This window comes from uncultured Methanobrevibacter sp. (assembly GCF_937881195.1).
Lineage (GTDB): Archaea > Methanobacteriota > Methanobacteria > Methanobacteriales > Methanobacteriaceae > Methanobinarius.
Window position 1 is genome coordinate 12,811 of the sequence record NZ_CALGFC010000073.1, and the last position, 14,872, is coordinate 27,682.

General features: G+C 25.8%; 15 protein-coding genes and 1 tRNA gene. 12 read left to right on the forward strand and 4 right to left on the reverse strand.

Translation table 11 applies throughout. The features are described 5' to 3' along the window. Positions 1–260: 260 nt before the first annotated feature. The 6 genes from Q0087_RS09725 to Q0087_RS09750 all read left to right on the forward strand — a co-directional run bounded on the left by Q0087_RS09725 (position 261) and on the right by Q0087_RS09750 (position 3,820). Complete coding sequence (locus tag Q0087_RS09725; RefSeq protein ID WP_297899938.1) at positions 261–971, forward strand: DUF2162 domain-containing protein; 711 nt, start codon at positions 261–263, stop codon at positions 969–971. A gap of 39 nt (positions 972–1,010) precedes the next feature. Then, a complete protein-coding gene (locus Q0087_RS09730) occupies positions 1,011–1,655 on the forward strand; it encodes a MotA/TolQ/ExbB proton channel family protein (RefSeq protein WP_297899940.1) in 645 nt (214 codons plus the stop codon). After that, entirely contained in the window at positions 1,586–1,819 is a 234-nt protein-coding gene (locus tag Q0087_RS09735; protein WP_297899774.1) for a hypothetical protein, read from the forward strand. The genes Q0087_RS09730 and Q0087_RS09735 overlap by 70 nt, the downstream gene beginning before the upstream one ends. Beyond that, a complete protein-coding gene (locus tag Q0087_RS09740) occupies positions 1,744–2,082 on the forward strand; it encodes a DUF2149 domain-containing protein (RefSeq protein ID WP_297899772.1) in 339 nt (112 codons plus the stop codon). Before Q0087_RS09735 ends, Q0087_RS09740 begins: the two co-directional genes overlap by 76 nt. A 354-nt stretch (positions 2,083–2,436) precedes the next feature. Further along, positions 2,437–2,613, forward strand: a complete 177-nt coding sequence (locus tag Q0087_RS09745) for a hypothetical protein (RefSeq protein WP_297899942.1) — start codon at positions 2,437–2,439, stop codon at positions 2,611–2,613. 202 nt (positions 2,614–2,815) lie between these two features. After that, the gene (locus tag Q0087_RS09750) at positions 2,816–3,820 is read left to right on the forward strand and encodes a methanogenesis marker 12 protein (RefSeq protein ID WP_297899944.1); all 1,005 of its coding nucleotides are present in this window, start codon (positions 2,816–2,818) and stop codon (positions 3,818–3,820) included. Between the two features lie 7 nt (positions 3,821–3,827). On the opposite strand, the gene Q0087_RS09755 is transcribed toward Q0087_RS09750, so the two are convergent. Next, a complete protein-coding gene (locus Q0087_RS09755; RefSeq protein WP_297899946.1) occupies positions 3,828–4,037 on the reverse strand; it encodes an LSM domain-containing protein in 210 nt (69 codons plus the stop codon). A 475-nt stretch (positions 4,038–4,512) separates the two neighbouring features. On the opposite strand from Q0087_RS09755, the gene Q0087_RS09760 reads away from it, so the two are divergent. Next, positions 4,513–4,677, forward strand: a complete 165-nt coding sequence (locus Q0087_RS09760) for a hypothetical protein (RefSeq protein ID WP_297900000.1) — start codon at positions 4,513–4,515, stop codon at positions 4,675–4,677. A gap of 391 nt (positions 4,678–5,068) precedes the next feature. Further along, entirely contained in the window at positions 5,069–6,061 is a 993-nt protein-coding gene (locus Q0087_RS09765) for a restriction endonuclease (protein ID WP_297899948.1), read from the forward strand. Positions 6,062–6,436: 375 nt separating this feature from the next. Here the strand turns inward: Q0087_RS09765 and Q0087_RS09770 are convergent. Beyond that, positions 6,437–6,508 (reverse strand) — tRNA-Val (locus Q0087_RS09770). A 434-nt stretch (positions 6,509–6,942) separates the two neighbouring features. On the opposite strand from Q0087_RS09770, the gene Q0087_RS09775 reads away from it, so the two are divergent. The 3 genes from Q0087_RS09775 to cobT all read left to right on the forward strand — a co-directional run bounded on the left by Q0087_RS09775 (position 6,943) and on the right by cobT (position 10,331). Continuing rightward, entirely contained in the window at positions 6,943–7,872 is a 930-nt protein-coding gene (locus Q0087_RS09775; protein ID WP_297899950.1) for a branched-chain amino acid transaminase, read from the forward strand. Positions 7,873–7,923: 51 nt separating this feature from the next. Then, the gene (uppP, locus tag Q0087_RS09780) at positions 7,924–8,754 is read left to right on the forward strand and encodes an undecaprenyl-diphosphatase UppP (protein WP_297899951.1); all 831 of its coding nucleotides are present in this window, start codon (positions 7,924–7,926) and stop codon (positions 8,752–8,754) included. A 491-nt stretch (positions 8,755–9,245) separates the two neighbouring features. Then, a complete protein-coding gene (gene cobT / locus Q0087_RS09785; protein ID WP_297899953.1) occupies positions 9,246–10,331 on the forward strand; it encodes a nicotinate mononucleotide-dependent phosphoribosyltransferase CobT in 1,086 nt (361 codons plus the stop codon). Between the two features lie 84 nt (positions 10,332–10,415). On the opposite strand, the gene Q0087_RS09790 is transcribed toward cobT, so the two are convergent. Continuing rightward, complete coding sequence (locus Q0087_RS09790) at positions 10,416–11,060, reverse strand: TetR/AcrR family transcriptional regulator (RefSeq protein WP_297899955.1); 645 nt, start codon at positions 11,058–11,060, stop codon at positions 10,416–10,418. Positions 11,061–11,463: 403 nt separating this feature from the next. Between Q0087_RS09790 and Q0087_RS09795 the strand changes: the two genes are divergently transcribed. After that, positions 11,464–13,134: a bifunctional N(6)-L-threonylcarbamoyladenine synthase/serine/threonine protein kinase gene (locus tag Q0087_RS09795; protein WP_297899956.1), complete on the forward strand. Its 1,671-nt coding sequence runs from the start codon at positions 11,464–11,466 to the stop codon at positions 13,132–13,134. A 179-nt stretch (positions 13,135–13,313) separates the two neighbouring features. Here Q0087_RS09795 and ftsA read toward each other — a convergent pair whose 3' ends face one another. Continuing rightward, complete coding sequence (ftsA, locus tag Q0087_RS09800) at positions 13,314–14,729, reverse strand: coenzyme F390 synthetase (RefSeq protein ID WP_297899958.1); 1,416 nt, start codon at positions 14,727–14,729, stop codon at positions 13,314–13,316. Positions 14,730–14,872: the final 143 nt, after the last annotated feature.

Genomic DNA, 14,872 nt, shown 5'->3' on the forward strand with positions numbered 1-14,872 from the left:
TAAATTCATTATGTAGATTTGCATAATCCTCATTAGTTTTAAATTGTATTACTTTTCTTTTGTTTTTCTTAACTATAGTAATACTTTTTTAATAGAAATGCTTATTAATAATAAAATTTAACTATTAAATTACTGATTTTTATTATAAAATTCTGTTTTAATCTATAAGCAATATTATATTTTATAATAAATTAACCTGAATTTTTCAATTTCTAACTAAATATTTTTTGTTTGTTCAATTAAGTGATCATGGGGAAAAAATGGATATAATTAGTATTTTATGGCAATTAGGCATTTTATCCGCTGTATTAGTTTTTGGTGTTAAAGTTGGTTTAGCTTCTGGATTAGCTAATTTTTCAAAGAAAACAATTTTAGGAATTGCTGTTGGTTATGGTATTGGAGTCCTTATTATTACTAAAATTGCTTCATTCTATTCAAGCCAAATAACTGATATTATTTATAGTTATAACACTGCTTTTTTTTTAATCATGGCAGCTATCATGATTATAGCAGGATTACTAACTATTAGGGAATGGAAAATCCATGAAAAAAATACTTCTAAAGCAGCAGCTATCGCTGTTTTAGCTCCTTGTCCTTGCTGTTTCCTTTCAATTGTTGTTAGTATTTTATTGGTGGCTCCAACTGTTGGATTAGGCGCGTTTAATTTAAGTCAATATGTAGCGTTATCTCTTTCAATAGTGATTATAATTTCTTATTTTGCTTCAGATTTATTTATAAAAGTAGTTAAAAAACCTTATCCATTAATCCTTGGAAATTTCATGTTCTTTTTAGGACTTTATTTCTTAGTTTCAGCACTTGTAATTCCTAACATATCAAGTGTTATGGGAAAATCAATGGATAAAATTGTTATTGTTAATACAGGTTCAATAATTTGGATACTTATCTTTTGTATTCTATTGATAGCATCTGGAATTTTTATTGCTAAAAGAAATAGTTTTTTAAATAATTAAAAATTTTTATATTTTATAATTTTGTAAGGTGATTTTAAGATGGTTGTGAGTATTCCGGGGAGTGATATTTTAACTTCTGGTTTGAATGTTATTTCTCAAAGTTTATTAATACCGGTAATAGTTATATTGTTGATTTTTGTAGTATATGCAGTTATAACTCTTGGAGGTTTGATTTCAGAATATACCAGTAGGAAAAAAATACCTGCTAACACTATAAAAGACCTAATATATGATATTTCTGCTTCAGAAAACCCTGAAGAAGTTAAAAAAGTTGTAAGCGAATCAATAATTCCTAAAAGTCAAAAAAATATTTTAATAGAGTTGGCTTCATCTGAAAGCTTAAAAGAAAAATCAAGACAAGCATTAGCAAACAAATACATTGAAAGTGAAGAAAACCACATAGACAAAATAGTGGAAAAAACAGACATAGTCACAAGAATCGGCCCCACACTCGGACTAATGGGAACATTAATACCAATGGGACCAGGACTAGCCGCACTAGGAAGCGGAGATGTAAACGCACTATCACAAGCAATAATAGTAGCATTCGACACAACCGTAGTAGGAATAGGAGCAGGAGCAGTCGGATACCTAGTATCCAAAATCAGAAGAAGATGGTACGACGACTACCTATCCAACCTAGACGCACTATCAGACGCCATCCTAGAATACATGAACAACTAAAAAGGGAAAAAAAACAAAACATAAAAAAAGCCAAAAAAAAAGATTGTAAAAAATTATATTATACAAAAAAAAGAGGAGATGTAAACTCATGGCGAGAAAAGATAGGAAAAACAGAAGTTCTTCAAAAGTTGAAGAAGACCCTATGGCCGGAACAACCAACCTAGTAGATGCCATGCTAGTAATATCTGTAGGTTTACTAGTATTCCTAGTAATGTCATGGAACATGCAAAGCGTAGTTTTCAGCGACATGACAGCAGAAGAAAAACAAAACACAATGAAAGAAATGCAAAAAGTATCACAAGTAAACCAAGGAAAAGAACTCAACGACACACCCAACTCAACCGAAAGCTCAGGACAAGGATACGTAGAAATGGGAAAAGTATACAAAGACCCATCATCGGGAAAACTTATAATGGTAGAAGGATAGTTTATTATTTCATATTTTTAATATGAGTATTTAATTAAAATTAATTTATTCAGATTTAATAATTTATTTAGACTATCCAATATTTTAAATTATTTAAATATTTTAAAATATTTTACTATTTTAAATTATTTTAGATTTTAATAATAACTTTTCATACTAAATTCAACTTCTTTTAAATTATATTCTTTTTTAGATTCTTATTTTTCATAATAATTTTATTTTAATTATCTTCCTTGAATTTTTTATTTATTTTTGTTTAAGAAAATTAATAAAATAAAAATAATATTAGAAAATAAAATTAAATAATAGTTTCTAAATATATGAAACATAATAAAAAATTTGGAGAATAATATTATGAATGAAGAAATAGAAATTTTAACTAAAATTCATGAACAATTAATAATAAAAAACAATATAGAATTGTATAAATTATCATTAGAACAAGATATTGATATTGATACTGTAATAGGTAATGTTATTGGTTTAACAGAAAGAATACAACAAGAATATATTGACGGAACATTATTATAAAATATAAATGCTTTTATTTAAAATATATAATTTAATCTAAACAATCAAATTTGTAAATTAAAACTGATATAATAATATAAAAATGAATTTTAGAAAATAAATTATAAAATTAAATTTTAGAAAATATGCTAAAATGATTTATATTTATTATAATATAAGAAAAAAATTTCTAAATTAAATTATTGGATTAAAGGTGAGTTTTTTGGTATTTGTAGGAATGGATCACGGAACTACAGGTATTTCATTTGGAATAATGTCTGATGATGGAAAGCCAATTGAAAGTTTTAAAATTGATAGAGAAGCTACTAAAGCAGGTAAAGTTTCAGCTATTCAAGAGTTGTCTAAAAGAGTTAATATTAAGAATATTAAGTTAATGGCTATAACCTATGGTATGGGAGATGGAATAAATTCTATAATGCCAATTGATAAGGTCAAAAACAGAGGAATTCTCTCTATTGAAGGTGCAGGGAAAATCACTGGTGGGGGAACATCTGTTTATAGTGAAATTGAAGAGTCTAAAATTCCAACTATTGTAATACCTGGACTTCATAAAGATTCTGATTCTCTCGATCCTCTTTTTAAAGCAGCTTATTCACATCAAGCTAGTTCTGAAAAAGTTAGTATTTGTTATAATGCATATTTGGCTACTAAATGGGATAATATGATTGTAGCTGACATTAGTTCAAATAGTGTAAATATATTAATTGAAAACGGTAAAATACGTGGAGCGATGGATGCTTGTGTGGGTGCAATGGGCATTGTTCATGGTCCAATAGATTTAGAAATGATTAGAAATATTGATGAAAATAAAAAAACTGCCAATGAAGCATTTTCAACTGCAGGAGCTGTTAAAATAGCTAATGTGAATACTAAAGTAGCTTTTATGAAAGATGTTCTTTTAAATGCTTATAAAAAAGGCAATACTAATGCAAAATTAGCTATTGATACTATGATTTTCACTGTAGCTATGGAAATTATGGGTTTAATTGGCATATCTAATAATAAAATTGATGGAATAGTTTTGACAGGTTCAATTGGCTCAATTGAGAATCCTTTTAATTTTAAAAATGAGTTAAATAAATATTTAAAAAATAAGTTTGAAATAGCTATTCTCCCAAGCACATCAGGAGCTTTTGGAAGTGCAGAAATAGCTAAAGATGTCTATAATAAAAAAGATAATATTCTTGGTATTAATATTGATTTTTAATCTTATTTTATGAGTCTTTCATAGAAATAAATGCTATTTTCCCGCCTTTGACTACTTTTAATCCATCATCCATTTCCAAAACAGTGTTTAAAAAGTTGTCAATTGCTATTATTTTCCCTTCAAACTCTTCCCAGTTTTTCAAACCTATTAGGACATTTTTTCCTTTGAAATCTGCAAATTGCTTGTTTACTTGAAAGTTATTGTTATTATTATCCATATTATCATCTTTTAAAATAGAAATAATCTTAATAAAACTAATATTATAATTTATATTTATACCTATAAATAAGTTTATATCTATTAATATTTTTATATTATACTTTTTATTATACTTCTTATTATACTTCTTATTATATCTTTATATTCTTATTATATTTTTATACTTTTATTTTTTAGCATTTCATTTTCTAATTTTTCTTTTTTGTTTCATAAAATGAAAATATTAAATATAATGATTAATAAATTAATATTTATTATAAATTAATTGTGAATTATTTATTATAATTTTAACTAATATATTTATTATAAATTAATTGTGAATTATTTATTATAATATTAATTAATATATTAATATAATTTAATTAATATTAATAATATCAATTAAAATGTATCTTTATCAATTAAGACTATATTTTTTATAATAGATTCATAGTATATGGATAAACATTCGGTTAATATTTATCGATAATTTAATGAAAAGGAAGATTGAAATGCCTATTAATCAATTAGAAACTAATTTGTCAGCTATTACAACTACAATTGCATATTTGGAAAAAAAGGGATGTACTGACCAAAAAATCCTAAAAAGTCTTAAAGATGAAAGAGATAGGCTATTGAAAGATTTAAATCTAAAATAGGTAAAATATTAGATAATTATTTCTTTTAAATATCATTTTATTAAATGGGTATTTTTTTAGATATAACTCATTTTCTTTTTTTAGTTCTTTAGAGTATTTTATTTAGATTTTTTTAAGTCTATTAATTCAGTTTTTTATTCGAAATATATTCTTAATTTATTTCAATATTAATTAAACAAACTTTTCATATTTTTTAGAAATTTAAATATATATTTCTAATAGAATAGCTTTTAATTGACTTATTTTTTTCTTTTAGTTATTATTTTATTAAATATTTAAATTAAATATATTAATAAGAAACATAATAATATAATAACATAATAATATAATATTGTTTTAGCATAATATTAAATACTTTATAATTATTCAGAATAAAATATTGGGTGAAATAGTGGAAAAGCTACAGCTTGTGAATTTCATTTCTAAAGTGATGGAAGAGTCTGGCTTTAAAGTTTACAAAGATTTTAAAACTTCTCAAAAAGTCATTGATATTTACGGCGTTCTTCCAAGTGTTATGGGAGATTTTAGTGTTGTTGTAGCTTGTAAAAATTATGATAAACAATGGGAAGTTGGAATTGATATCCTAAAAGAAATGGAGATGGTTGGAAGGAATTTAAAAGCATCTAAGATAGTAGTTGTATCTAGCTCTAATTTTTCTTCACAATCTCGTAATTACGCTTCTAGGAAAAATATTAAACTTATAGATAGAGATAATTTGATGATACTTGCTAAAAAATTTTCTAAAAAAGCAAGTGGGATTGAAAATCCTCAAAATCAAATTAAATCTGATTTAAATTCAGTTAATTCTTTAAAACATACAAATCAAAACTCTCCTGGAATTAATAAGGATTATACTAATTATAATAATAGTTCTGAATACAACTCTAATCAAGATTCTGAGAATAATTATAATAATGATTTTTATTCTTCAAATTCTATTGAAGATTCTCAAAATGAATATAGGGGTCCTTATAGGGATCATTCTACTTATATTTCTGGAAAAAGTAGCTCTGGTCTTGGAAAAAATGGGTCCAATACTAATTCTTCACATTCAAGAGCACCAATTACAGGTTCTAATTTAACTAAAAAGAAACCTAAAAAACAAGGTCCTCCTTTAAGTGAAAAAATCATGCCTATCTTGAATAATACATTTGTTTTAATAATTTTAGTTGTGCTAGTATCTTATTTAATATCTTTATTACTTGTTTTAGGAACTGGTGCTTCAAAAGGGGTAAGCGGATTAGTTAAAATATTATCCTCATTAATTCTATCATATGGCCTTGTATTAGCTTTAAATAGGGATGGGACTGCTGTTCTTGTAAAAGGAACCACTGTTTTCTTTGTTTCATTGATAATTTTGATATTAATGATAATAGTATTATAATCTATTTTTTTCATTAATATAAAAATTGTATTTTTAATGAAAAATAATTCAAATAGCTAATTCTTTTAATTTAATTATTGTAAAAATTCATTATAATATTCTTTTTATTTCTATTATTTTGTAAATTATAATTCTAAACATCGAATTAAATCAATTATCCTAATAATCATAATATATAAATCAGTTATTATATCAATTTTTTATATAATTTTTACAATATTGAAAATAATCAGTAGTTGAAAAATAAATTAAAATACAATTTTTATATTAATGAAAAAATGAGCATAATAGTGTAAAAATAAATTTATTAAAAATAGTGTAATATTTAGTTATTTAATTATAAGTTATTTATATTAAAAATAGAAAATAAAATAGTGGTTCCGGCGAGATTCGAACTCACGATCCTCTCGTTGTAAGCGAGATATCATACCCCTAGACCACGGAACCATAGCATACCAACTATTTAAAAAATCAAGTATATAAACTTTTCTAATTTTTCTATTTTTTTATTTAATTTTATAAATTTTTTTTATTTAAGAATTAATATAATTTCATTTTTTTAAATTTGACTTATATTTTTTTAATTAAAAAAACTTATATAAATTGAAAGCTAATATTAAATAGGATTTTTATAAACAATTTTTAAATGTATAATATTTTTATTAAATTATAATTATTTGATAAAATATAGTCACTTTTAATGATTTATTAGAATATTAATATTAATTAGAATATATAATTCATTATAATATTAATATAATGTCGTAATTATGATGATTCATAATTTATTAGAAGAATTCAAATAATATAATTTATTTATTAAAATTTATGAATTTATTTGGAAGAGTTAAAATAATAATAATTCAAAGGAGGAGTAAAGTATGTCATGGGACGAAAAAGGCGGAAAAATATGGATGGATGGAGAATTTGTAGATTGGAATGATGCTAATATTCATGTTCTATCTCATGTAGTTCACTATGGTTCAAGCGTCTTTGAAGGATTGAGATGTTACAAAAATCCAAATGGCAGTGCAATATTTCGACTAAATGAACATGTTGAAAGATTATTTGAATCAGCTAAAATATATAAAATGCCTATACCATTTACTAAAACAGATATATCAAATGCAATTAAAGAGGTTGTAGCTGTAAATAAGTTAGAATCTTGTTACATACGCCCATTAGCATATAGGGGATATAAAGAACTAGGTGTTAGTCCTTTAAATTGTCCAGTAAACACCACAATTGCTGTATGGGAATGGGGAACATATTTAGGTGATGAAGCGATGGAAAATGGTGTTGATATTGGGGTTTCTTCTTGGAGAAGGCTTGCTCCTGATACAATGCCTAGTTTAGCTAAAGCAGGAGCTAATTATATGAATGCACAATTAGCAAAACTTGAAGCTATTGAGAATGGCTTTGATGAAGCTATAATGTTAGATTACCATGGTTTCGTTGGCGAAGGTAGTGGTGAAAATATATTTTTAGTTAAAGATGATGTTATTTATACGCCATCTCTTTCTTCTTCGATATTAAAGGGAATTACAAGAGATTCTGTTATTAAAATAGCTGAAGGCCTTGGATATGAAGTTTCACAAGAAAAAATACCTAGAGAAATGCTTTATTTGGCTGATGAGGTATTTTTTTCTGGTTCTGCAGCTGAAGTTACTCCAATAAGGTCTATCGATAGGATTGAAATTGGGACTGCTAAGCGTGGGCCAATTACAGAGAAAATACAGTCTGAATTCTTTAGTATTGTTGATGGAAAAACTGAAGATAAATTTGATTGGTTATCTTACATAGAATATTAGTTTTTATTTGTTTTTTATTTTTGGTTTGTTTTTTAAGAGGAGTTTTTTGTTATGGATGTTTTACAAGCGGTTATTGTGGGGATTGTGCAGGGTTTGACTGAGTTTCTTCCTGTGAGTAGTTCTGCTCATTTGATTTTTGTTCAGGAATTGTTGGGTATTAATCAACCGGGGATAGCTTTTGATGTTTTACTTCATTTAGGAACATTGGTTGCTGTTGTTGGGTATTTTTTTAAAGATATTGTTGAAATGATAAAAGCTTTTGTATCTAGTATAATTGATTTGTTTAGAGGTAGTTTTAGAGAAGGTTTTAGGAATGATCCTTATAAAAAATTAGCTTGGATGGTTATTGTTGGTACAATTCCTGCAGGTGTTGTTGGTATGCTTTTTGATACTCAAATTGAGGCTGCTTTTCAAAGTATAACTATTCCTGCGTTTTTCTTGCTTGTTACTGGAACATTGCTTTATGTTTCCCAACGCTTAAATATTGGAAATAGGGATATTAAGAATTCTGGGTTAAAAGATAGTATTATTGTTGGTATCGGCCAAGCATTCGCGATTTTGCCGGGTTTGTCACGTTCAGGAACTACTATTTCTTCTGGTCTTTTAATCGGTTTGGATAAGGAGTTCGCAGCTAAATTTAGTTTTCTTTTAGCTATACCTGCAATTCTTGGAGCTGCATTGACACAGTTTGATGGTATTGGTGCAGGTTTTGATGTTAACTTTTTACCATATATTTTAGGATTTTTAGCATCAGTTATTTCCGGATACTTAGCTATCAGCATTTTATTAAAATTAATAAGAGAAAGAAGCTTAGATATATTCGCATTCTACTGCTGGATAGTTGGTGCATGTGTGTTAGTTTATAGCTTATTTTTCATTTAAACATTTTTATTAATTCATATTTTAAATATTGAATTTTTAAAATAAGTTTTTTAAACTATTTTATGAATTAATAGATAAAATTAGACAATTTAGAAAAAACTCTTATAATTAATTCTTTCTTTTTTAAGAGTTTTATTTTTAATTTTTTATATTTTTATTATTTTAATTATTATTTATATTATTTTTCTATTTTTCAAAATATATTTATTATTTCTTTATATAATAAATTTTATTTTAGACTCATTTTTTTTATGGATAATTTATTATAAGAATCAATGATAAATTAACATATGAATATTATTTTAATTGGGAAATAATTAAATCAAAGATAATTAAGATATTTTTTTATATAAAAACAATATAAATCCTACTATTCAATTTATAATAGGATATCATTATGGATTTTTAATTATCCATTTATTTTCAATATTGAACTAAAAAATTTATTAATATATTTAAATTGCAATCAAATATCAATATATGGTGTAAAAATGACAGAACTATTCAATGGATTAAATTCTCATGGATCTCATGAACTTCTAAAAAAATTACAGGGTAAAAAACCTCTTTTTATATGTACAATTGCTACAACATCCACAGCAAATATTCCTGATATTACTGGTGCTGGTGCTACACCTGAACTAATGGAATATACTCCTGCTGGAGATGTTGAGTTGATTATTCAAGGCGAACTTAGATGTTGTGATATACCTCCTCAAACTATTATTGATGGTGATTCTGCACCTACTCCTGCAATGCTTACTAAAGCAGCACTTGAATTAACCGATGTTCCTTTTTTAGTCGTTGATGCAGGATCTAAAATAAAACCTGATGTTCCTTATATGACTGTATCTGAAAAATCATCTTATGGAAAAGATATTAGGACTGGGGAGGCAGTTGAAAACCCTAAAAAGATTTTCAATAATTCAAAAATCATTGGAAAGGAACTTTCAAAGCATCATGATTATCTTGTAATTGGTGAAAGCATTCCTGCAGGAACAACAACTGCTCTTGGAGTATTAACTGCTCTTGGATATGATGCAGATTTTAAAGTTAGTGGAAGCATGCCTGAAAATCCACATAATCTTAAAAGGGATGTTGTAATGGAAGGATTAGCTAATGCTGGTATTTTAGATGGAATTGGAAATATTGGAAAAATAGATCCATTTGAAGCAGTAGCTGCTGTAGGAGATCCAATGATTCCTGCTGTTGCAGGCATGATTATTGGAAGTACTGTACCTATCATTTTAGCAGGAGGAACTCAGATGGCAGGGGTATGTAGTTTTATTAAGGCAATTGATAAAAATTTTGATTTTTCAAGAATTTGTTTAGGTACAACTAGTTTTGTTGCTAATGATGGTACTTCTGATTTATTTAGTATAGTTTCTCAGATAGGAAATATAGATATTCATGTTGTTAATCCTACTTTTGAAGAATCAACTAATAATGGCCTAAAAAATTATCTGAAAGGTTTTGTTAAAGAAGGTGTTGGGGCAGGAGGAGCTATGCTCATGGCTTTGCTTTTAGGATATTCAATTGAGGATATTAGAAAAAAAGTTGAAGAAGTTTGTGAATAATCTTATAAATTATTAATTTTTAGCTATAGTTTTCTATTAGATTAATTCTTTTTATCATTTATTTTTTTTATTAGCTATTTTTTATTAATCTTTATCATTTTTTTTAATAGCTTCTTGAATCATTTTTAAATTTGCATCTACAAGTTCTTCAAATGAAATATGTGGTTGGTACACGTATAAGTCTATATATCCCTTTAAAATTGTTTGAATAAATATGACTAATGTTTTAATATCTATATCTCCCCTTATCTCTTTGTTTTCAATAGCCTCTTGAATTAATTCGTAGTAAAAATCATATAAATTATCATGTAATTTAGTAAACATATCTCTAGTTTGTGGATAATGATGATAAATACTCGTAATCAACATATAATAATCTTTATGGTCAAATTCAGGGGTATTGGAAGTAAATAAAGATTCTTCTTCTTTACCAATAGAAGTGATTTTAAAAGTGAATATATGTCTTATTTTTTCCATAAAAGAACCATTAAACTTACTTATATCCTTTTTTAATTGATTTAAACTACTTAAAATATATTTATTGACTATATATAGTAAAAGATCATCCTTATTTTTGAAATGATAATAGATTGATCCTGCAGCAAGTCCTGATTCTTCTTGAATTTGTTTCATTGATACATTATCAAACCCTTTTTTCAGTGATAATACGAATGTTGTCTCAACTATTCTTTGTTTATTATTTATCCTAAAATGTTCCTTGATTGTCATAAATTATTATATGGTATTTATCTTATATAAACAGTGCTCACTATGTTAGAAATTTAAATTTCTTTGATAAATTTTACTTTTATTCTCATCTTTAATGTCTTATATTCGCTTGAATTTTTTTATTTTATTTTTTTCACTAAATTCTCAGGTTTATAGGGGATTATAATTAATGAACAATCTAATTAATTTAAATGATAATATAAATATGGATTATATTATAAATTAAATTAATTTGTTATAAATTAAATTAGCTTAATAATTATATAATAGGATAATATAATAATATTAAACATGTTTGATAATATTAAATTTTATATTAAATTTTAATTAAAAGGCTCAAATATTGAATATTATTAAAATATTTTTTCTATATCTAAATATAATTTTATTTGAAGTTGATTTAATGATTTGTTTAGGAATTGAAGGAACAGCTGAAAAAACTGGTGTCGGCATAGTTGATGATGATGGAAATATCCTTTCTAATGTGGGTAATCAATTATTTCCTGAAGAAGGAGGAATTCATCCAAGAGAAGCTGCAGAGCATCATGCTAAATGGATTCCTAAATTAATTTCAGATGCATGTAATAATGCAAAGATTAGTTTAAAAGAAATTGATTTGATTTCCTTTTCTAAAGGGCCAGGCCTTGGTCCTGGACTTAGAACAACAGCAACAGCAGCTAGATCATTAGCACTATCAATCAATAAACCTATTATAGGAGTAAATCATTGCATTGGTCATATTGAAATTGGAAAATTGGATACTTCAGCTAAAGACCCTGTTTCACTATATGTTAGTGGGGGAAATAGTCAAGTTATAGCTTATGAATATGGAAGATATCGTGTATTTGGTGAAACTTTAGACATTGCTGTAGGAAATTCATTAGATCAGTTTGGAAGAGAAACAGGCCTTGGACATCCTGGGGGACCAGTTGTTGAAAAATTAGCAAAAAAAGGTGATTATATTGATTTGCCTTATACTGTTAAAGGAATGGATTTTTCATTTTCAGGATTATTAAGTGCAGCTATTCGTAAATATAAAAAAGGCTTTGATATTGAAGATATTTGTTATAGCTTTCAAGAAACTGCATTTTCAATGCTTGTTGAGGTGATGGAAAGAGCTCTTTCTCACACCAAAAAAGATGAAGTTCTTTTGTGTGGAGGCGTAGCTGCAAATAAGAGACTTAGGGAAATGTTAAATGATATGGCAAATGATCATTTTTCTAAATTTTACATGCCTAAAATGGAATATTGTGGTGATAATGGAGCCATGATTGCATGGTTAGGTATTTTAATGAATAATAGCTATGGGCCAGATAAAATAGAGGAAACTAATGTTATTCAAAAATTCAGAACAGATGAAGTAAATGCTCCATGGGTAAAACAATCAAAATCTAGGATTATTTTACCAAAAAATATTTTAGCTAAAGGTGCTGAAGCAGATATATTCTCTGGAAAATGGATGGATGCAAATGTTATTATCAAAAGAAGAATCCCAAAAAACTATAGGATAACTCAAATTGATGATAAAATAAGAAAATCAAGAACAAAAAGAGAAGTAAAACTAATTTCGGATGTTAAAAAAGCAGGCGTTATTTCCCCAGTTCTATATGATATTAACTTAATAGATAAATCAATAGTAATGGAGAAAATTGAAGGAGATTTAGTTAAAAATATTTTTAAAAAAATGTCTCATAATAACCAAATTGATAATTTCAATCGAGATAGTCTTTCTATAGCTATTGGTAGAAGTATTGCTTTAATTCACAAAAAAGATATTATTCATGGTGATATTACTAGTTCTAATATTCTATCGGAAAATGGAAATATAATATTCATTGATTTTGGTTTAGGAAGCTATTCTAATCTTATTGAGGATAAATGCGTTGATTTGTTAACTTTTAAGAAATCTTTACAAAGTATTGACTATAAGATAGCTGATAAAATTTTTAACAAGGTTTTAGAGGGTTATATTGATACTTATGTATCTTCTTCTAATGATTCAATTTTTAATAAGGAAAATATAATTAAAAAAATAAATGAAATAGAATCTAGAGGAAGATATACTGGTCATTAAATTTATTTTAAAACATTTTAATTTATTTTAATTTATTTAAATTATTTTTACTTATTTTAAATTATTTTAAGTTATTTTAGCTTATTTTAACATATTTTTACTTATTTTAGATTATTTTAATTTATTTTAGCTATTTTTCAAAGTATTTTATATCATTATTATCTAAACTTATTCTTTTATTATCTCCGGTCAATTAATCTTTTTGGTCTTCCTTTTACTTTATAAAATTCAAGTTTTCCTTTTTCTAAAAAATTAAATATAATTTCAAACTCATTATTATAATATTTTTCTTTCAAATCATCATTTTTTCTTAAAATTGATTCTATGAAATTATTTTCAATTATTTCTTGGTCTAAATTTGATAAATTTTTACATTCAACTGATATTCTTAAGGTGTTTTGGGTGTTATCGCCATATAAGAAAGATTCATATTCTCCAGTTAAATATTCCATATTTTCTCTTTGAAATACTCCTGCTTCAATATCTACTCTATTAATCTCATTATCGAATATATTAACAGTTTCAGCATCTCTTGTGGGGTTGTTAATTTTCATATGAGTTCTACCACAATCACATTTATCCCTTGTTATAACTGAGCTAGAATCATCGGTATCATAGTTAATTAGTAATGTCCCTGCTTTATCTCCTTTACTAAGTAGTGTTGTTAATATTATTTTTCCCTTTTCACCATCTTCTAAAAAACACGATTCAGAGCAATTAAAATTAGAATCCTCTGATAAATTTTCTAATCGCATATTTGGATCTGCTTCTACATTATTATTATAAATATCTAAATGTATTAAGTCTTCAGGAACATGTATGCCATTTTTTTCACTACATTCTCCACACATAGTACCTTCAGTACTTCCATATGTGTTATATACATCCACACCCCAAATTTCTTCTATATACTTCCTAGATTCGTCTGAAAAACTTTCGCCACCAGCAACTAAACGTTTTATACTCGAATCTTTTGGTTCTAGTTTATTTTCTTTCATTCGATTTGCTAATCTCAAAAATTTAAATATACTTCCAACAATACTGGTTGGCTTGTAGTTTTTAAGTATTCTTATTGGAAAAGTACATTTTCCTTCAGGTATTGTGGTTATATTCAGTTTTTTTGCAGCTAAACTCATAGATTCTGCACCAATATTCATCCCATAGGATGCACACATAATTAGATAGTCATTTGATTTAAATCCTTGTGATTTAAAAGCACGTCCATATTTTTCAATGTATTTGTCCCAATCATTGTTAGTTAAAAAAAATGACTTTGGGGTACCTGTTGTTCCACTTGTTTCATGTATACTGACTATACTTTTATTATCTGCTGATTTAAAGTTGAATGCATTTGTTGAAGGTGGTTGATTTTTTTTGATTGTAGATCCAGATATTAGTGGAAGTTCTCTTAAATCTTCATGAGTTTTGATAAAATTAATTTCAATATTATTTTTATCAAACCATTTTTTGTAGAATTTTGAATTTTCATATGCATATTTTATTGTATATTTGACTTTTTCATCAATTAAAGAATCTAAATCTCCTCTATCCATTGTTTCTATTTTTTCATTATAGTAGAGATTTTTTTTATTCATATTATTATATTGTTTTTATTGACATTTTAATTTTTTGCATATACATTGTAGCTATAATATTATTATAGTATAATTTCTTTATAGTATATTCCCTAATTGAAAAGTAAAAATTTATATTGGAAAAATATTTATAAAATTAAAAG